Source organism: Variovorax sp. GW823-FHT04F07 (assembly GCF_058795995.1).
Genome location: NZ_JBXAIG010000002.1, coordinates 417,589 through 435,352, shown reverse-complemented (window position 1 = coordinate 435,352; position 17,764 = coordinate 417,589). Strand labels below are relative to the sequence as shown.

Here is a 17,764-nt window from a genome sequence, read left to right as displayed (position 1 = left end):
CGGCGATTCATCGTCACCAAGCACTCTGCGGGCTGAAATAGTTTCTTCCCCCCAGTAAGGTTCGCACGACTGGTGCGCACCCGGAATCATCCGGGTCCATGACAGACGCGCGCGAACCTGAGATCGACAAGCCGACAGCCCACTGGCCGACCATCGAAGCCGACTTCCGCGCGGGCATCAAGAGCATCCGCCAGATCGCCCGAGAGCATGGCCTCTCAGAGGCGGCCATCCGCAAGCGGGCAAGGATCGAAGGCTGGGCCCGAGACCTCTCCGCAGCCATCCAGGCGAAGGCTGACGAGCTGGTACGCAATGAAGCGGTTCGCACCGAGGTGCGCAATGCGAACCGGATTCCCGACAAGGTCGTGGTCGACGCCAACGCGAACGCCGTGTATCGCGTCCAGATGGCCCACCGCGCGGGCCTGACGAAGCTGTCAGGGCTCCGGGATGCGCTGCTCACCGAACTCGAAGGCTCGGCTGCGCCGGAATCCAAAGCCAAACCCGAGCCTGCGCCTGCCGGCACCGAAAGCCAGACCGAACCCGTCGCCGGGCTGGCACTGCCTGTGCGCATCGCGTCGCTGAAGCAGCTGGCCGAGGTCGACGAGAAGATCCGCCGCGGCGAGCGCGAGGCCTACGGCATCGACAAGATTCAGCCGGACGAAGGCGGCATCGTGAGCAAGCTGAGCGACGCCGAGCGCGCGAGCCGCATGGCTGCGCTGATCGACGCGGCACGGAAGAGGGCGGCTGCCGATGGCGCCTGACATCACCGCGCCCGAGCTGGTGAAGCTCATGCCGTTCCTGACGGACATGGAGCGCGCCGAGCTCGACATCCTGCTGACCGAAGGCCTGCCGCTGTGGATGGCTCAGGTCGGGCCGCAGTCGATGGCGCTGGAATCCCTGGCCGACATCGTCTTTTACGGCGGCTCGGCCGGCGGCGGGAAGACAGACCTGCTGCTCGGTGCCGCGCTGACGCAGCAGGAGCACAGCATCATCTTTCGGCGCGAGTCGGTGCAGCTGGTCGGCATCGAAGAGCGTATGACTAAGATCCTGGGCACGCGCAAGGGCTACAACAGCACCGACGGTGTCTGGCGCTTGCCGGGCAAGCGAGTCCTCGAGTTGGGCTCGGTGAAAGATCCCGACGACTGGATGAAGTACCAAGGCCGGCCGCACGACCTCAAGGGCTTCGACGAGATCACCCACTTCCTGGAAACGCAGTTCCGCACGCTCATCGGCTGGATGCGCACCGACAACCCGCAGGTGCGCCAGCGCGTGATCTGCGCCGGCAACCCGCCGACCAGCAGCGAGGGCGAATGGGTCATCCGCTTCTGGGCGCCGTGGCTCGATCCGAAGCACCCGAACCCGGCCAAGCCCGGCGAGCTGCGGTGGTTCGTGACGGACGAGCAGGGCAAGGATATGGAGGTGCCCGGGCCCACGCCCGTGATGGTCGGCAAGGAGCTGATGACCCCGAAGAGCCGGACGTTCATTCCCTCATCGGTCGACGACAACCTCTATCTCAGTCTCACCGGCTACAAGGCCACGCTGCAATCGCTGCCCGAGCCGCTGCGTTCTCAGATGCTGCGCGGCGACTTCCTGGCCGGTCGCAGCGACCCGGTCTGGCAGCTGATCCCCACCGAGTGGATCAAGGCCGCGCAGGCGCGCTGGAAGCCGCAGGACAAGAAAGGCCCGATGTCGGCCGTCGGCCTAGACGTCGCGCGTGGCGGCATCGATAAGACCTCGGCCGCGCGCCGGCACGGCAGCTGGTTCGATGAACTGGTGACGGTTCCCGGCATCGCCACCAACGACGGGCCGAAGGGCGCGGCCTTCGTGGTCGGCCTGATCCGCAACGGTGCGCCGGTGGCGGTGGATGCCATAGGCGTGGGCGTGTCGGTGCTCGACTTCCTGCGTGGCCTGAACGTGCTGTGCGTACCGGTTGTGGGCTCGGAGAAGAGCGACATGATGGACAAGACGGGCAACCTGCGATTCCGCAACAAGCGGGCCGAGATGTACTGGCTGATGCGCGAGGCGCTGGACCCCACGGCCGACGATCCGATCTCTCTGCCGCCCGACGACGAGCTGCTGGCCGACCTGTGCGCCGTTCGCTACAAGGTCGTGCAGCTCGGCCGCTTCGCCGCCATCCTGGTGCGCGAGAAGGACGAGATCCGCGAGCTGCTCGGCCGCTCCCCCGACAAGGGGGACAGCGTCGCACAGACCTTCCTTTCCGACATCCCCGAGGTCGTGGCCCTGCACGAGACCTCTCCACGTGAGGCGCCCGACTGGCGCTACTGAGAACCACCATGACTGCATCCACCATCGAACTGAACGGCCCCGCTCCACGCACGCCGGCCGAGAGCGCCGAGACTGGCGCGCTCACGCTCGACGAGTTCAGCCAGTACTTCCACGAGATCGAGGATCAGCCGGGCTGGCGCGCCAAGGCCGATCGCGAGATGGAGTACTACGACGGCAACCAGCTCAGTTCCGAAATCCTGCAGCGTCAGCAGCAGATGGGCATGCCGCCGGCCATCGAGCCGCTCATCGGGCCCGCGATCGACGCTGTACTCGGCCTGGAGGCCAAGACGCGCGCCGACTGGCGCGTGCTGCCCGACGGCGAGAGCGACAGCGGCGACCAGGTGGCGGTAGCGCTGAACTTCAAGCTGAACCAAGCCGAGCGCCACAGCAAGGCGGACAAGGCTTGCTCCGACGCCTTCAAGACGCAGGTGGCGGCCGGCATCGGATGGGTTGAGGTGTCGCGCAACCCGGACCCGTTCCGCTTCCCATACCGCTGCAAGTCGATCCACCGTAATGAGATCTGGTGGGACATGCTGTCCACCGAGGACGACCTGGGCGACGCGCGCTACCTGATCCGTCGTCGCTGGACTCCCACGGTGCAGGCCAAGCTGATGTTCCCAGACAAGGCCGAGCTGATCGGCCAAGTGGTCAGTGGCTGGCCGATCTACGAGGGCTTGGGCACCACCGAGGGCGGCACGTCCACCGACCTGGTGAGCGCCTGGGACCAGCAGCGTGGCTGGAGTGTTGAGGAGCAGCAGTGGCGCGACATGACGGGCAAGCGGGTGTGCCTGTTCGAAGTCTGGTACCGGCGTTGGAGCCGCGTGCTGGTGCTGAAGATGCCCGACGGCCGTGTCGTCGAGTACGACCGCCGCAACCCCATGCACGTGCAGTTCGTGGCCATCGGGGCGACCGTGCCCGAGTGGGCGATCGTGCCGAAGATGCGCATGTCGATGTGGATGGGCCCGCACCGGCTCTCCGACATGGCCACGCCTTACCGGCACCAGAAGTTCCCGTACGTGCCGTTCTGGGGGAAGAAGGAAGACCGCACCGGCGTGCCCTACGGCCTCGTGCGCGGCATGCTCTACATGCAGGACAACGTCAACGCCACGAACAGCAAGCTGCGCTGGGGTCTGGCCGCGATGCGCACCGAGCGCACGAAGGGCGCGGTGAACGGCACCGACGAGCAGTTTCGCCGCGAGGTCGCGCGCGTCGACGCCGACATCATCCTGAATCAGGAGCACATGGCCAAGCCGGGCGCGACCTTCAAGGTGCAGCGCGACTTCCAGCTGAACCAGCAGCAGTACCAGATGCTCCAGGACTCGCGCGCCGGCATTCAGCGCGTCAGCGGCATCTCGCCCAGCCTGCAGGGCGCCCAGAGCGGGGCGAACTCCGGCCTGCAGGAAGCCACGCAGCTCGAGCAGAGCACGCAGGCGCTGGCCGAGATCAACGACAACTTCGCCACCAGCCGGGCCGAAGTCGGCGACCTGCTGCTGTCGCTGATCGTGGAAGACACCATCGGGCGCGAGACGACGGTCACCGTGAAGGGCGACCCGCTGCGCGACGAGGTCGTGGTCAAGCTCAACACGCCCACGCAGGATGACGACGGGATCACCTACCTCGACAACGACGTCGAGCGCACGAAGCTGAAGGTGGCACTGAACGACGTGCCCAGCACGCCCAGCTATCGCAGCCAGCAGCTGTCGGCCATGTCGGAGGCGTTCAAGGCCATGCCGCCACAGTTCCAGCAGGTGGCCATGCCGTACCTGATCGCGCTCATGGATCTACCGAACCGAGAAGACATCATCAAGGCAGTGCGCGAGGCTGCCCAGCAGATGACGCCGGACCAGATGCAGCAGCGCATCGACGAAGCCGTCAACCAAGCGCGCATGGCAGACGCCCGCGACCTCAAGCTGCAGGAGCTGTCGCTGCGGTACCCGAAGGAGAAGCTCGATGCCGAGATCGGCGAGATCCTGGCCAAGTCCTTCAAGACCTACGTGGAAGGCCTGTACTCGGCCAACCAGACGGGCGCGACCATCGCGATGAACCCGGCGATTGCGCCAGTGGCCGATGCCGTGGCCGAGGCCGCCGGCTACCGGCCGCCGAATCCGGCCGGCGTCGATCCGAACCTGCCGGTGCCGGCTGGCCTGCCGCCTGCGGCAGTGGTCGACGTGGCTGGAACGCCAGGTGTCGCCGAGAACACGAGTCCAGCGCTGCCACCGGTAGCGCCTAGCCCGGGCTCTCCGATGGACGGGAGCGGGCAAGGCATCGAGACGCAGCGCACGACCGACAACGTGCCTGTCTAGGACGGGAGTTCGCCGGCGAGAGACTGCAGCAAGAGTTTCTTGAGACCGGGCTCCGGCTTAATGCGGCGCTCTCCTCCGTTGCTGGTATGCAAAACGAAGCGAAGCGTCTCGACGTCCCATTTCGACTTGATGAAGTCCTTTGTGAGCTTGCGCACCCATTCGAACCCTGCCCCCATTTCCGCGCTCCACTGGGCGCTCTCGCCGTCGCTCAGGGCTTTCGGAAGGCCGGCTGAGAAGGGCGACACGTCGTAGAGCATCACGAGGGCATGTCGCTTCTTGAAGAGGCCGACTTGCATTCCGACGGAGCTGACCACCGTAGCCCTGGAGCCGACGTTTGTCGCAGACACGACGAACAGATCTAACTCCGGAGACCCATTTCCGATTGCGATCCTGTGGCCAGCGTACGCGTTGAGCCGAATTCGTTGAGAAGCGTTTGAAAGATAGAGCGCGGTGATAACCGCCGCAAACGATCCGAGACCGGAAACCCAGTCCGCCACCGATCCCCAGTTGATGGGTTCTGCCATGCCGCCGCTCCTCGTAATTTTGGACGCAGCCTTTATACCGCCCCCCACTAGGGTTCGCCCTCGCGTTCCGTCCTCGACACCATCACGCCCAGCAACGCCAACCCGGCGAAGCACCACCAAGACCTTTGGCGGCCACGGCGAGATGTGGCAAGGAACTGGAACACATGGCAAACATCGAGCAGTTTTTGGAAAAGCACGCGGATGCCGACGGCAACGTGAGCGAAGAAGCGATGGCCCGTCTGCTGACGGGTGGCATCGAGGGCGATACCGCGGCAGCACCTGCTGCGGACACCGGCGCGCCCGCCGCCGGCAACGACGCAACGACCGACGCACCCGCCGCCGCTCCGGCTGCACCAGCACCCGCGCCTGCACCTGCAGCTGACGCGCCGGCCTCCGCGCCGGCCGCGTCGCCCGCAGATGCCCCAGCAGCACCGTCGTCCGCTCCGGCACCTGCAGCAGATCCTGCTGCAGCGGAAGAGGGCGCAGTGATCCTGGCCAAGGATGGAAAACACACCATCCCCTACCAGAAGCTGGCCAGTGCGCGGGAGGAAGCGAAGGCCGAGAAGGCGCGAGCCGACCTGGCTGAGGCCGAGGCGGTTCAACTGCGGGCGCAGCTGGCGAAAGCCGGTGCAGCTCCTGCAGCTGCGCCGGCACCGGCCGCCGCACCAGCGGACAACCCGGGCGCCCTGTTTGGCGACTACTCGGACGAGGCATTGAAGAGAGGCGTGGATGCGCGCGTGGCGGAAGCCCTGAGCAAGTTCAAAGCAGACTTCACCGCCGAGCTCGAACCGGTCAAGAAGCAGGCGGCCGAGTCCGCCGCTGACGTGCACTTCCGCACGATCTACACGAAGCACCCCGACACGGATTCCATCGTCGAGAGCGCCGAGTACCAGCAATGGCTCGAAGCGCACCCGTCGTTCGTACGCAAGACGTACGAAACCGTGCTCAAGCAGGGGACCGCTTCGCAGGTGGTCGAGATGCTGGACACCTACAAGGCTGCTCGAGCTGCCACCGCGCCCGCGCCGGCGCCTGCCCCCGCTGCCGCACCTGCTGCCGCAGTCGACCCGCAGAAGAAGGCCGACGAGGTCGTCGCCTCGGTGAAGTCGAAGACGCCCATCAGCCTGTCGGATGTTCCGGCCGGCGCGAAGGTGCACCACGACGAAGCCGAAGCGATGGCCGAAATGAGCCCGCTGGACCTCATGGCCAAGTTCGAGGGCAAGACGCCCGCGCAGATCGAAGCCCTGATGCGAAAGCTGGTGTGACCTATCCCGCCATTTCGGAGTCTTGAATGTCAACGACCAACATCCCCTACGGCTCGCCGCTCGCGCTCAAGGCGCAGTCGGTCGGCCTGTTCGCTGCCACCATGCAGCGCCTCACCAACCTGAACCGCCTGACCGGCCAGATGCCGACCCAGAGCGACGCCGAGGGCAAGCTGCGCGTGCAATCGAGCACCGACATGCCCGTCGTGCGCTGCATGGACCTGACCAAGGTCGCGGGCGACGAAGTGACCTTCGACCTGGTCAACCCCATCGGTGGCAAGCCGATCATGGGTGGACGCATGGCCGAGGGCCGCGGTGAGCGCCTCGACCTCCAGCAGGACAAGCTGCGCATCAACCAGTCGCGCAAGCCGATCTCGGCCGGCGACACGATGACGCAGCAACGCACGCCTCACCAACTGCGCCAGCTCGCCCGCGCTTCCGGCCAGGGCTACATGCTGCGCCTCGAGGATCAGCGCACGCTGGTGCACATGGCCGGTGCCCGAGGCTTCCACAACAACATCGAGTGGGCTGTGCCGATCGATGCGGACCCGGACTATGCCGAGATCATGGTCAACCCGGTGAAGGCGCCCACGCGAAATCGCCACTACATCTCGACCGGTACCGGCATCGAGCGCATGGGCGCCACGGCCAACGAGATCAACCTCGCCACCACCGACGTGATGAACATGGACGTCGTGGATTCGATCGCCACGGTCATCGCTTCGATTCCGCTGCCGCCGCCGCCCGTGAAGTTCGAGGGCGATGCGATGGCCGATGATGCGCCGCTGCGCGTGCTGCTGGTCTCGGCAGAGCAGTACACGTCGTTCGTGAAATCGGGCAACTTCCGCACGTTGCAGGCCTCGGCGATGGCCCGGGCCCAGCAGGCGAAGGGCAACCCGCTCTTCACCGGCGACGCCGGCCTGTGGAACAACATCCTGCTGGTCAAGATGCCCAAGCCGATCCGCTTCTACGCGGGCAACGTGCTGCGCTGGTGCGCGAGCCTCACCGACGAGACCGAAACCGCGACCGACATGGTGCCGGCGAGCTTCGGCGCCAATTTCGCGGTGGACCGCGCAATTCTGCTCGGCGGCCAGGCGCTGGCCGAGGCCTGGGGCAAGAACAGCCGTTCGGGCAACCCGTTCTTCTGGAGCGAGAAGGAGCTCGACCACGGCGACAAGCTGGAAGTGCTCATCGGTTCCGTGGGCGGCAAGAGCAAGGTGCGTTTCGACGTGAACTACGGCGACGGCTATCAGCCCACCGACAACGGCGTGATCGCGATCGACACCGCGGTCGCCATCGCCGGCCAGTGATCAGCGGGGCCGGCTGCGGCTGGCCCTTCTGACGCTCTTTCTCAACCGAATCAGGAGCCTCAACATGGCAACCATCACCCGCAAGTTCGCGTCGCCGCAGTTCGGCGGCACGCCGTACGGCAACAAGACCAGCCACCACTTCGTGCTGGAGACGAACGCCGCTGGCGCCCTCGTCAATGGCGACTCCACTGCCGCGATCGGCGCCACCGACAAGGTCCGCCTCGGCATCCTGCCGCAGGGCTTTCGCCTTGACGACGCTCTCGCCGTCATTTCGGACGCCTTCACGGCCACCATCACCGGTGACCTGGGCTTCGAGTACGTCGATGGCGTCGATGACGCAGCGGTGCCGCAGGACCCCGACTACTTCTTTGTCGACCTCGCAGCAGCCACGGCCGCACGTACCCGCATGACGGCCGCGAACAAGCCCGTCACGCTGCCGAAGGACGCCTACCTCATCTGGACCAACCAGGTGGCGGCGCACGCCTCGGTCGGCCGCGCTGACTTCTTCATCGACGGCGAGGACCGCGGCCCGCTGTAACCCTTTCTCCTTGAAGGGCCCGTTCGGGGCGGGTTTCGGCCCGCCCCATTTTTCATCCACTGGAGAGAAGACGATGAATCGAGAACAGATCGCGCAGGCAGCGCACGAGGTCAACCGAGCCTACTGCGCCTCGCTGGGCGACACCACGCAGCCTACCTGGACCGATGCTCCCGAATGGCAGCGCGCAAGCGCACTGGCAGGCGTCGACATGCACTTGGCCAATCCCGACGCGACGCCCGAGCAATCACACGAATCGTGGCTGGCGCAAAAGACCGCCGACGGCTGGAAGCACGGCCCGGTCAAGGACGCCGAGAAGAAGGAACACCCTTGCTTCTGCCCGTATGCCGATCTGCCGACCGAGCAAAAGGCCAAGGACTACCTGTTCCGCGGCGTCGTGCACGTGCTGGCTGCGATGGCACCTGAAGCACCCAGCGCGCCTGCGCCGGCAGCCTCGCAGCCAGTGGCCGCAGTCGGCGTGAAGTACATCGGCCGCCGCGAGACGCACGCAGACACGCTGTACGGCTCCGGCGCGTGGGCGCGTGATCAGGTCAAGGCTGTGTCGCCCGGCCTGGCGCGCCAACTCCTCAAGCATCGCGACGTGTTCGAGGAGGTGCAGCTTCCCGGGACCGCACAGCCGGCGGCCGTGATGCAGGCGCAGAAGCCGGGCGAGACGCCAGACGAGCTCTCGCAGGAGCTGCGCGACCAGGTGCAGAACATGGACAAGGCCGCGCTCCGGGAGTTCGCCCAGACCCGGTACCGCGTCAAGGTCGACGGCCGGCTCTCGCTGCCCGACACCCGTGCCCACGTCACCCAGCTGATCGACCGCTTCGGCGCGTCCTGATCGAACGCACAGGAGAACGCCATGAGCGATCAATCCATCGAATCCGAGTTGCTGGCGAAGGGCAAGACCGCGCCGCGTGTCACGCCGGACGATCTGGCCGCAAACATCGTCGACACCGAGATCGTCAAGCACGTTGCTCCCTCCGGGCAAATCCTGCGCTGGGCCGTGCTCACCACGCGCTGCGGCTTCGCCGTCACCGGGCGGCCCTCGGCTGCAGTCTCGGCCGAGAACGACGACCCGGAAATCGGCGTGGCAACCGCCATCGAGAACGCCCGCAACGAGCTGTGGCCTCTCATGGGCTACGCGCTCAAGCAGCGCCTCCACGACGCCATCGCCCCGAAGTGAGTTCAACATGAAGGCGCTGATCTACTGCTACATGGAGCATATCGGCCGCAGCATGTCGGGCGCCGAAACCGCTCGCATGACCTGGCGCATCTTCGGGCTCCCCGTGCTGTCGTACATCCGGGAATTCAAATGACCCTCCAGGAACTCATCGCCTCGTTTCGCGTGGACTCGGACGACAAGGCGAACAGCATCGGCGGCGGGCAGGGCGACCTGCTCTGGCCTGACTGCGATGTGAAGCGCTGGTTCGGCGAGGCCGAGGAGGAGGCTGCCATTCGCAAGCGCTTGCTCTTTGACGACTACACCCCGGCCATCGTCAGTATCAACGTGTTGGAAGGGCAGAGTTCCTATCCGCTGGACTCGCGGATGATCGAGGTCTCGAAGGCCAGGCTTCTGAACGCCACCACCAGTGAGTTCGTCGAGGATCTCTACATCACGACGCGCGATGCGCTGGACCAGCGGTGCGCGCGTTGGCGCGACGAACGCCGGCAGCCCGGTGCATTCATCCAGGACGACACGCGCATCGTGTTGCCCGGCATCGTGGACCGAGCCTACACATTGCGCCTTGAGGGCTATCGGACGCCCTTGGAGCCCATCACTGCAGACAGCAGTGACGATGTCGAGCCCGAGATCGCGGCCGTCCATCATCGCTTTCTCGTTCACTGGGTGCTGCACCGCGCCTACGGGAAGCAGGACGCCGACACCTTCGACCCGGCGCGCTCGCAGCACGCGCTCGTGGCCTTCGAGCAGTACTTCGGCCTGCGCCCTGACGCAGACCTGCGCAGGGACCAGCAGGCCAATCAGGTGCATCACAACGTCGCTTGGTGGTGACCACCCATTAGGGTTCGACGCTTCTGCGCCCGCCGGGAAAACTCCCGGCCATGTCTTCTCGCAATGTTCCTGCTGGCCCGTTCCTGGGCCTGAACAACCGGCTTCCGCCCACTGAGCTGGGCGCCGGCACGCGGGAGCGTCCCAATGCCCGATACCTCTACGGCGCAGAGAACGTCGACCTGACGGCGCGCGGCATGCCCCGGCGTCGCGAGGGCTTCGGCCTGCAGGTGCCCGGCAACTGGCATTCGCTGTGGGGCGATGCACTCGGGGCCTTCGCCGTCGTCGACGATGCTCTGTGCGCGTTGGCGCCGCGCGATGGAGCACTCGCAGTTGCTGCCGTCCTGCGCGCAGGCCTCCCGAAGCCAGCGCTGAGCTACGCGCGCGCCGGCAACGGCACCGTGTCGTGGAGCAACGGCCTCGAATTGCGCTGCATCGTCGGCGGCGCTGATTACCCCATGTCCGCCGCGCCAGCCCTGGCGCCCGAGGTGGTGGCCAGCGCCGGCGGCGCGCTGCCGGCGGGCCTGTACATCGTGGCGTTCACCTGGCAGGGGCCGCAGGGCGAGAGCGCGCCCACGCACGCGGTGCAGGTCGACGTGCCTGCGAATGGCCGCATCGACTTTGCCGACGCCGCGGGCGCGACCGTGTGGCTGTCCGATCCGAACGGCGATCACGTTTCCAGCTACGGGGCGGTCACGTCGGTGGCGGTGCTGTCGCCAGGCGGCCGTGTCTCGCGCATGCTGAACACCGCGCCGATGCCGGCCGGCCACATCGTGCGCATGCACAACGGCAGTCTGCTCGTGGCGCATGAGAACGTGCTGTTCGTGTCGGTGCCCTACGCCAGCGGCATCTACCAGCCCTCGCGGGGCTACGTGCCGTTCCCCTCGAAGCTCACCGTGGTGGAGCCGGTCGAGGGCGGCGTCTACGTGTGCACCGCGCAGCAGACGTACTGGATCACCGACTTCTTCGGCGAGGCCGCCCTCGTGCCGCGCTTCCCGTTCGGCGGCGTGCCCGGCACCGGCGTCTTCTCGCCCGAAGAGATCAAGGCGTACTGGCAGACGCCGATGGGCCTGGCTGCCGGCGACGCCCTCGGCAACGTCGAGCTGCTGCAGGCCGACGCCCTGCGCCTGCCGCCGGCCTCGTTCGGCGCAACCCTGTACCGCATGCGCGACGGCCGCTCCAGCGTCGTCACCACCCGCAACGGTGTTCAACCCAACCGTGCCGCAGCCCTCGCGTGGGCCGACGCCGATGTCATCCGAAAGGAAACCAGCAATGACCTCTGAAATCAAGAGCGGCGCGACCTACACCGTCGAGGTGGTAGCACCCGACGGCACCGTGTCGCAGTGCTCGGTCGAGCACAACCTCGTGCCCACCGAAGGCCTGAACCACATGGCCGCCGCCATCTTCAAGGGCGGCACGCAGGTGAACCCGTGGTTCATCGCGCCCTTCGAGGGCGACTACACGCCCACGCCCGGCGACACCGCCGCGACCATCGCCGCGGCCGCGCAGGAGAGCACGGCCTACGACGCCGCTGCGCGCCTCGAGTTCGTCGAGGGTGCTGTGGCCTCCGGCGCGGTCGACAACTCGGCGAACAAGGCTGAGTTCGTCTTCAACGCCGCCAAGACCATCCGGGGCGTGTTCCTCGTGTCGGCATCGCCCAAGGCGGCCACCACCGGCACGCTGATCTCGGTGGTGCGCTTCGCCTCCCCCAAGACCGTCGACGCAGGCAGCACCTTGCGCGTGGTCGCGGGCTTCGCTTTCGCTTCCGTTTAAGGAGATACCCATGAAACTCTCGACTGGCCTGCGCAACGGACTGCTGTCCGGCGGCTCTCTCAAGGCGCTGCTGGACGGCGGGGAAATCCGCGTCTACGACACGGCCACCGTGCCGGCGTCTGCTGACGATGCGATCGGCGGCGCCACGCTGCTGGTGGTCATCAAGAACAGCGGCGCGGGCATCACCTTCGCCGCGGCTGCCGGCGGCGTGATGCAGAAGGCGTCCGGTGAGGTCTGGTCGGGCGTCAATGCCGCCACGGGCAACGCTCGCTTCTATCGGCACGTGCTGTCGGCCGACGACGGCACGGCATCGACGGCGGCGGTGCGGATCCAGGGCACCGTGGGCTTTGCCGGCGCCGACATGAACCTGTCGTCGGTGGCGCTGGTCAGCGGCGCCACGCAGAGCCTGAATTTCTACTCGGTCGCAATGCCGGCAGGTTGAGCACATGCCGACCGGTACGCCGCCGAGCGCCGACGCGCTGTTCTACGACACCTTCGATGGGGCCGCAGGCCCTGCTGCTGGCCACGTCCCCGACTACAACGTCGCGGGCGATGCTGCGTGGGTGCCGGGCGCGACGCAGCAAAGCGGCACCGCGTGGGGTGACGTGCCGTGGGACGAAGTCTCAACCTTCCCTGCGGTGTTGACGGGAAGCGGGGGCATCGTGGGCGCCGACGATTTCTATCCGGCGAACCCGCGTGTCCTGTATCCGGGGTATGCGTCGGACCCGAGCGCGCCCCACGCGCAGCCGCCGGAGGTTGTGCTCGATCGCTTCGTGGTGACGTTCGATCTCACGTTCGATATCGACTCGTCGACGCCACCGGGCACCGACGGCATGTTCGTCTTCTCGGTCGGTCGGCGTGCCTCCTACACTGATCCCGGCGACCCTGGGGCGCCTCTCGAGTTCACCCCCTATGCGGAGGTGAACGTGCGTCGCTTCATGTCGGAGTACCGGTTGCTGCTGCGCTCCAGCAGCGCGGTCGACGACTTCGGCTTCGCGTTCGACGCAAACACGCCGTACACCTGCAAACTCACCGTTGGGCCCGACGAGTGCCTGCTCGAGGGGTTCGGGACGACGCGATCAGTCACGCCACCGCCAGGGCCTTCGAGCGATACGCTTCCAGAGGAATCGAAGCCCGCCTTCGCGCCGCTGTCGCTCCTCCTGACCCGCCACGCAACAATCTCGCGCGTGTTGGTCGAGCGGCCAGGCGGCCCTGAGCCCGAGCCACCACAGCGGTTCTGGACTGACCAGGTGAACGCCCGTGAGGTGCTATGACCGACGAGTTTCCCAAGAACCGGGGAGGCTGGAGCGGCCCAGGCCGCACGGCCGCCTATTCGCTCGCCGGTGAGGGTGACAACAGCCTGAGCTGGAGCCGCAAGCGGCGCTTCGGCGCCGAGGCGCGCAACAAGGGCGGGCACCTCACCGTCAAGGTCGACGCCAACGCCGTGGACGGGTTCTACTCCCTCGGCATTGAAGAGGGCGCGACGGTGGTGCGGGGCTCCACGAATGCCCGCGGCTCGTTCTTCCTGCGCGGCCCGGCGCCGGCGTCTGAGCTGGGCATTCCGCAGCTGCTCGCACGCGGTGACGGCACGGCCTGGACACTCTCTGCGTTCACCTACGTGGGTGACGTGAGCAGCGCGTTCGGGCTGAACCGGCTCTATCGCATGGACACCTACATCACGCGCGACGGCAGGACGCCGACCGTGCGCCCGCCGCTGGCCTCGGTCGGGGCGTCGGATGGTGCGGGCACGCGCACAGCGTCGGTGTTCTCCACCATCGGCGCGCGCCGCGACGGCCGCCACGAGCACGCGATGGCGTTCTCTGCGCTGGACGAGGACGGCGATCACGTCATCGGCGTGGCCTTCGACGACAGAGAAACCCAGCGGGTGGTGATCGGTGCGAAGGTGGCGGGCCAGATCATCTTCCCGCTCGCCTTCAACCGCCTGGGCCCGAGCACCTTCCTCGGCCTCGGCGGCGCGTTCTTCTGGCGCGGCGCTGTCGTGCCAGGCTACGACCGCACCGCGCACCCGGGCCTGTTCTTCTTCGCGTCGACCGACGGGGGCCACACCTGGGCCACGTTCCCCGCGCCAGCCATGACGGCGCACGAACAGGCGCAGTACCTGGCCAACACCGGGCCGCTGGGTGCCTGGGAGCTGTGCAACCGGACGGCGATGAACACCGGCGCGACCATCGTGCCGCTGTCGCGCACCACCGCGCTGGTGTACGCCGTGCTGTCGTCGCCGGACGAGGCGCCGCCCGGCCCGTGGACGCCAGGCACCCGATACCCGAATGCGCGCGTGCGCGTGGGCGTGGCCGACCTCGAGGCTGGCACCGTCTCGCTGCTCGGCACGCTCTTCGATCCGCCGTTCGCCGCACTGGGCACCGACTACCTCGCGCAGGCGTTTCCGCGCTGGGAGCGGGGCGCCCACATCGCGCCCGGCGGCGGTGCGCTGGTGTTCTTCAACGACGCCGACTACAGCGCCAACTGGACCGCGCAGCCGACGATCTACCAGACCAACGGCGGCCCGCTCGAGCTCGTGGGCAGCATGCCCTTCCAGGCGGGCAGGGCGGGCGTGCCGCTGGCTGTCTCGCCGACCCAGCTTTTCATGCCCGTCTACGACGAAGAGACGCACGTGCTCTTCGAGTCGAAGAACCGCGGGCTCACATGGTCGAAGCGCGCGACCTTCTCCACGAAGGCCACCGAGGCGCTGCCGGGGCCCGCCGGCGCCAACACGGGCCCGCGCTCTTTCGGCGCCGTCGTGTACCTGCGCGATGACGGCCGCGCCAAGAATGCGACGCCCGGCGCCCCCTGGCTGTCCGACGACAGGATCACACCCCCATGACCAACGCACTCAAGCGGGAAGGCTACGGCTACACGATCCCGGCGACGCCCTACGTCCCCTACCGGCCGGCGTACACCTACCTCGACCCCATCTTCGGCTACACCCAGCCCAACGGCTGGAGCATGGACGTGGGCTCGCCCAGCGCCAGTTCCAACGGCGGGAAAGGTTCCGGCTCCGGCATCCTGCTGCCCGACGGCACTTGGCTGCCCGCAGGCTATTCGGTCGTGGTGAAGGGGGTCAAGCCGCCCAACACACCGGGCGTCGGGGTCACCATCCCGGTCGGAGGCACGCAGCCCACGTACGGCATCGTCGGCTACAGCATCGTCACGGTGCCGGAGCAGCCGGAACAACCCGGCGCGCCAGGTGGACGCATCTCGGTGCCGCCGGCTGGCTGGACCGCCTTCGCCCGGTCGATGAAGGGCATCGCCGCGGGCGTGGCGCGCTTCACCGTCCCTGTGGGCGTCAGCGGGGTGGTGATCGGCCTGGCCGAGTACTCCGTACCCAACGGCGGCTACGGCCACATCCGGCACGGCCTGCGGTTCGGTGGCGATCGCGTCTTCAACGCGCGCACCGGCGTCGATCTGGGCGAGTTCCTCGACGATGACGAATTCGAGATCACCTACGACGGTTCGGAGGTGGTGTTCCTGCAGAACGGCGACGAGATCGACGCCGAGCCGTCCACCTACCGCGCCGAGCCGCTGTACCTCACGGCCACGATGTACGACGTGGGCGACATGGTGGACAACCCCGGCTTGGTCGAGGAAGGCCACGGGCGCAGCGAAAGCACGCTGCCGCAGCTGGCCGCCTTCGCCTTCGAGAGCGACTATGCGCAGGCCGTCACGGTCCTGCCGGCGCTGACGGTCGACGCCGGCTCGGGCACCGACTACGCGCACGCGACGCTTCCTGCCCTGGTGGGCCTGTCGGGAAGCGCCAGCGTATACGGCGCCGTCGTCGGCGCGCTGCCAGCGCTCACGGTCACGAGTTACGGCGGTATGGCGCCCGGGGCCGGCGCCAATGCGTGCGACATCTCGTTGCCCGTGCTGATGGGCTCGGCGGTGGGGCTGACCGGCGGCACTGGCTCTGCCGAGGTCGACCTGCCGGCGCTGGCCGGCCTGGTGGCCGAGGGCGCCTACGGCGAGGCCAAGGCCACGCTGCCGCTGATGACGGTGTTTGCCTTCACGGAAGGCAACGACGAGGCCTACGCGCTGGAGACGTTGGCCACCAGCACTGCGGCGGCCGCCAACGCCACGCTGCTGGTCACGGTGCTGGAGCACGTCACGCTGGGCAGCACGGCCGTGCCCTCGACGCTGCTGGACGCGGCGATCCATGAAATCATCAGCGCCGCGCCCTCGGTCGCCGTCGAGCAGCTGCTCGAGGTGGTGGCGCGCACCTTCATCCAGGCGGGCTCCACCGGCGTGCTCGAAGGCGCTACCGGGCGCACGGATCAGGACACCTGGGTATGGCACGCCGACGCCAAGGGCAGCACGGTGTACCGCAGCTACCCGTTCAATAGCTTTGCGGTGATCGACGGCAAGCACTACGGCGCCAGCGCCGAAGGGCTGTTCCTGCTGGAAGGCGACGACGACGCCGGCGAGCCGATCCATGCGAGCTTCGACCTCGGCGAGATGGACTTCGGCACCGCCGAACTCAAGACCATCACCGAGTGCTATGTGGGCCTGTCGGCTAAGGGCAATCTGTTCCTCAAGGTCATCGCCGAAGGCCGCGAGTTCATCTACAAGACCCGCAGCTTCTCCGAGCACATGCAGCAGCAGCGCATCACCCCCGGCAAGGGGCTGAAGACCAACTACGTGACCGTGCAGTTCTTCAACGAGGACGGTGCGGATTTTGAAATCGACTCGGTGCGCTTCGTCGTGGCCGACCTGAGCAGGAGGATCAACTGATGCCCATCGTCACCGTTCCCGACCCGATCACCGGCGGCGCCGGCGCAGCCGTCACGACCACCCAGGTCATCAACGCCATGTGGGACAACTCCCAGACGCGCACTGACGAATCGAACGCGCGCATTGCCGCCGGGCTGGGGGACGTCGGCCCGGCGCCCATCATCGGCGTGCCGGTGCTCGACAAGAGCTACGTGCCGCCGCTGGCGCCGCAGCTGCAAGACCCGAACATCGCGAACGGCGAGGCGATGTACAACACCCAGCTGCAGAAGCTGGTGAACCTGATCGGCCAGGGCATTGCGGACTTCTTCCAGAACTACTTTCCGCTCGGCCCCTACGACCAGGCGGTGGAGTGGCTTCGCCAGGCCATCGTGGACGGCGGGACCGGGATCAATGCCGGCGTCGAACAGCAGCTCTGGCAGCGCGGCAAGGCCCGCGTGCTCGAAGAGAGCATGGAGGCCGAAGACAACCTCACGGCGGGCTGGGCCGCGCGCGGCTACCCGCTGCCGCCTGGTGCGCTGGTCTACGGGCTCCAGCGCATCCAGCTGGACCGCAGTCGCAAGATGGCCGAAATCAGCCGCGACATCGCCATCAAGAGCTTCGACACCGAGATCGAGAACGTGCGCTTGGCCGTGACGCAGACGCTGGACCTGCGCTCGAAGGCGATGAGCGCGATGGCCGACTACATCCGCACGCTGATGATGGGGCCGCAGACAGCCATGCAGCTGGCGACGGGCCTGGCCGGGCTGGAGCTGGATGTGAACCGCTCGATGGTGGCGCTGTACTCGGCCGAGGTGCAGGCGCTGCAGCCGCGCGTGCAGCTGGCGATCGAGGATGCGCGGCTGCAGGCCGGCACGAACGAGGCGAACCAGCGCTCCATCGTGGCCACGGCCCAGTCGAAGGCGGACCTGGCCAAGGCTGCGGCCACGATGCTGGCCTCGCAGGCCAGCGCCGGCATCAACGCGATCAACGCCTCGTCCTCGATCAGCGGCAGCGACAGCACGTCGGTTTGACGGCACCCCA

Annotated in this window: 18 protein-coding genes; 17 read left to right on the top strand and 1 reads right to left on the bottom strand. The window is 67.3% G+C overall.

The features are described 5' to 3' along the window. The first annotated feature begins 98 nt into the window (after nucleotides 1-98). The 3 genes from AC1RAA_RS11045 to AC1RAA_RS11035 are packed head-to-tail and all read left to right on the top strand — an operon-like array spanning nucleotide 99 to nucleotide 4,586. Entirely contained in the window at nucleotides 99-758 is a 660-nt protein-coding gene (locus AC1RAA_RS11045) for a hypothetical protein (RefSeq protein WP_492729411.1), read from the top strand. Beyond that, nucleotides 748-2,283, top strand: a complete 1,536-nt coding sequence (locus AC1RAA_RS11040; protein ID WP_492729413.1) for a terminase — start codon at nucleotides 748-750, stop codon at nucleotides 2,281-2,283. The genes AC1RAA_RS11045 and AC1RAA_RS11040 overlap by 11 nt, the downstream gene beginning before the upstream one ends. A gap of 8 nt (nucleotides 2,284-2,291) precedes the next feature. Continuing rightward, a complete protein-coding gene (locus tag AC1RAA_RS11035; RefSeq protein ID WP_492729415.1) occupies nucleotides 2,292-4,586 on the top strand; it encodes a portal protein in 2,295 nt (764 codons plus the stop codon). Here the strand turns inward: AC1RAA_RS11035 and AC1RAA_RS11030 are convergent. Further along, complete coding sequence (locus AC1RAA_RS11030) at nucleotides 4,583-5,110, bottom strand: hypothetical protein (RefSeq protein ID WP_492729417.1); 528 nt, start codon at nucleotides 5,108-5,110, stop codon at nucleotides 4,583-4,585. The two genes, AC1RAA_RS11035 and AC1RAA_RS11030, sit on opposite strands and share 4 nt — an antisense overlap. Before the next feature lie 164 nt (nucleotides 5,111-5,274). Between AC1RAA_RS11030 and AC1RAA_RS11025 the strand changes: the two genes are divergently transcribed. The 14 genes from AC1RAA_RS11025 (at nucleotide 5,275) to AC1RAA_RS10960 (ending at nucleotide 17,754) form a co-directional block, all read left to right on the top strand. After that, the gene (locus AC1RAA_RS11025; protein WP_492729419.1) at nucleotides 5,275-6,372 is read left to right on the top strand and encodes a hypothetical protein; all 1,098 of its coding nucleotides are present in this window, start codon (nucleotides 5,275-5,277) and stop codon (nucleotides 6,370-6,372) included. Nucleotides 6,373-6,398: 26 nt separating this feature from the next. Beyond that, a complete protein-coding gene (locus AC1RAA_RS11020) occupies nucleotides 6,399-7,679 on the top strand; it encodes a N4-gp56 family major capsid protein (RefSeq protein ID WP_492729421.1) in 1,281 nt (426 codons plus the stop codon). Between the two features lie 64 nt (nucleotides 7,680-7,743). Beyond that, on the top strand, nucleotides 7,744-8,217 hold the full coding sequence (locus tag AC1RAA_RS11015) for a hypothetical protein (RefSeq protein ID WP_492729423.1): 474 nt from the start codon (nucleotides 7,744-7,746) through the stop codon (nucleotides 8,215-8,217). Between the two features lie 73 nt (nucleotides 8,218-8,290). Continuing rightward, entirely contained in the window at nucleotides 8,291-9,058 is a 768-nt protein-coding gene (locus AC1RAA_RS11010; RefSeq protein ID WP_492729426.1) for a RyR domain-containing protein, read from the top strand. Between the two features lie 21 nt (nucleotides 9,059-9,079). Beyond that, nucleotides 9,080-9,403 carry a Gp49 family protein gene (locus AC1RAA_RS11005; protein WP_492729430.1) on the top strand — a complete coding sequence of 108 codons (324 nt, stop codon included), beginning with the start codon at nucleotides 9,080-9,082 and terminating at the stop codon, nucleotides 9,401-9,403. Nucleotides 9,404-9,410: 7 nt separating this feature from the next. Next, nucleotides 9,411-9,536, top strand: a complete 126-nt coding sequence (locus tag AC1RAA_RS11000) for a hypothetical protein (RefSeq protein ID WP_492729432.1) — start codon at nucleotides 9,411-9,413, stop codon at nucleotides 9,534-9,536. Then, nucleotides 9,533-10,231 carry a phage adaptor protein gene (locus AC1RAA_RS10995; protein WP_492729434.1) on the top strand — a complete coding sequence of 233 codons (699 nt, stop codon included), beginning with the start codon at nucleotides 9,533-9,535 and terminating at the stop codon, nucleotides 10,229-10,231. The genes AC1RAA_RS11000 and AC1RAA_RS10995 overlap by 4 nt, the downstream gene beginning before the upstream one ends. A 50-nt stretch (nucleotides 10,232-10,281) precedes the next feature. Continuing rightward, nucleotides 10,282-11,511: a hypothetical protein gene (locus AC1RAA_RS10990; protein ID WP_492729436.1), complete on the top strand. Its 1,230-nt coding sequence runs from the start codon at nucleotides 10,282-10,284 to the stop codon at nucleotides 11,509-11,511. Then, nucleotides 11,501-12,001, top strand: a complete 501-nt coding sequence (locus tag AC1RAA_RS10985) for a hypothetical protein (protein ID WP_492729438.1) — start codon at nucleotides 11,501-11,503, stop codon at nucleotides 11,999-12,001. Before AC1RAA_RS10990 ends, AC1RAA_RS10985 begins: the two co-directional genes overlap by 11 nt. Before the next feature lie 10 nt (nucleotides 12,002-12,011). Then, nucleotides 12,012-12,443, top strand: coding sequence for a hypothetical protein (locus AC1RAA_RS10980; RefSeq protein ID WP_492729440.1), 432 nt, complete (start codon nucleotides 12,012-12,014; stop codon nucleotides 12,441-12,443). Nucleotides 12,444-12,447: 4 nt separating this feature from the next. Further along, nucleotides 12,448-13,275, top strand: coding sequence for a hypothetical protein (locus AC1RAA_RS10975; protein ID WP_492729442.1), 828 nt, complete (start codon nucleotides 12,448-12,450; stop codon nucleotides 13,273-13,275). After that, nucleotides 13,272-14,843 carry a hypothetical protein gene (locus AC1RAA_RS10970; RefSeq protein WP_492729444.1) on the top strand — a complete coding sequence of 524 codons (1,572 nt, stop codon included), beginning with the start codon at nucleotides 13,272-13,274 and terminating at the stop codon, nucleotides 14,841-14,843. The genes AC1RAA_RS10975 and AC1RAA_RS10970 overlap by 4 nt, the downstream gene beginning before the upstream one ends. Then, nucleotides 14,840-16,744, top strand: coding sequence for a hypothetical protein (locus tag AC1RAA_RS10965; RefSeq protein ID WP_492729446.1), 1,905 nt, complete (start codon nucleotides 14,840-14,842; stop codon nucleotides 16,742-16,744). Before AC1RAA_RS10970 ends, AC1RAA_RS10965 begins: the two co-directional genes overlap by 4 nt. Continuing rightward, nucleotides 16,744-17,754, top strand: coding sequence for a hypothetical protein (locus AC1RAA_RS10960; RefSeq protein ID WP_492729448.1), 1,011 nt, complete (start codon nucleotides 16,744-16,746; stop codon nucleotides 17,752-17,754). Before AC1RAA_RS10965 ends, AC1RAA_RS10960 begins: the two co-directional genes overlap by 1 nt. The last annotated feature ends 10 nt before the right edge of the window (nucleotides 17,755-17,764 follow it).